Annotated in this window: 1 protein-coding gene; it reads left to right on the top strand. The window is 65.4% G+C overall.

Features of this window, described 5'->3' with window-relative positions; genetic code table 11:
* Window positions 1-1,183, top strand: a 1,183-nt coding sequence (locus AC04L7_RS19040) for a WD40/YVTN/BNR-like repeat-containing protein (RefSeq protein WP_475513752.1), incomplete at its 5' end; no start/stop codon positions are given.
* Window positions 1,184-1,222 lie beyond the last annotated feature (39 nt).

Here is a 1,222-nt window from a genome sequence, read left to right as displayed (position 1 = left end):
GAGCTACTTCTATCCCATCGATGCGAAGTTCGGCAGCTTCGACGTGGTGCGCGGCGAAGTCACGCTGCTTGGAACGCTGTTGATCCAGCCGCGCCTGGGCACGCGCTTTGTCGTTGCCTATGTGCCACCGGAGGCTGAGCTGCAGAAGACCTTCGAGACCTTGTATCCCGCATTGGCGGCGCAGACCCGCGGCCGTCCGCAGCATGGCTTCGTTCCCACGCTCGATCTCGACCGCCGCGCTGCGCTGGCGCCGCAGGTCAAGCGCCTGGCGTCCATCTGGCATGGCCTGACGCAGACGGCCGACGGCGAATTCATGGCCGGCAGCAAGCTCGGGAAGGTGCTGTGGCGCAAGAGCGGAGAGAGCCGTTGGAAGGAACTCGACGTGGGTTCCTGGCGCGAGGTGCTCTCGGTCCGCCCCTACCGCGGCGGGCTGCTGGCAGCGGGCGAGGAAGGCCTTCTGCGCCACTCTTCCGACGAGGGGTTGACTTGGAAGAGCCTGGTACCGCCCGATGACGGGCTTATCCAACTGGCGCAGCCGATGCGCGATGGGGGCGTGGTTGCGATCTCGCGCCGCGACAGCCTCTGGACCGTCTACGCCTCGAAGGATCTTGATGCCGGCGTGTGGCAAAAGCTCGGGGAGTTTTCCGATTCCCGCTCGATCAACGTGCCATGGCAGCGCAGCATGAGCTTCGGCCAGCCGGAGCGCGCGGGCGTGATGATGCCCAACGGCGACCTCCATGCCACCGATGGCCGCACGCTGTTTCGCTCCAGCAATGGTCGCTCCACCCTCGACGTGAATGCCTTGCCCGACGGCACCCTGGTGTCCCAGACGGTGGTGATGACAAAAACCACCTTGCTTTCGCCCGATTGGGGGCAAACCTGGGCCGATCTCGACACCAGCCGTTTCGTCGTGACGATCGCCTTCAAGGACCGGCAGACGGCATATGCGGTGGGCCCTGTCGCCCCCAGCCTGATGCCCGGAAAGCTGGGATTGATGACCACGCGGGACGGCGGCAGGAGCTGGTCACAGACCGGCAGCTCGCCGGGAATGACGAATCCCTACGCCGTGCGCCAGATGATGGTGGACCGGGCCGATGGCTCTCTGATCGCCTTTCTGCCCGAAAACCTGATCGTGCGGTCCACGGACGAAGGAAAGAGCTGGAAGATCGTCAAGGACAACTGAGCCAGGCGCCGGGCGAAGGCGCGCCGCACGGGGCATAGG

The organism is Pseudoxanthomonas sp. LjRoot204_2, assembly GCF_056175765.1.
The sequence above is the reverse complement of the archived record's forward strand: the minus strand, read 5'-3'. Positions and strand labels throughout refer to the sequence as shown.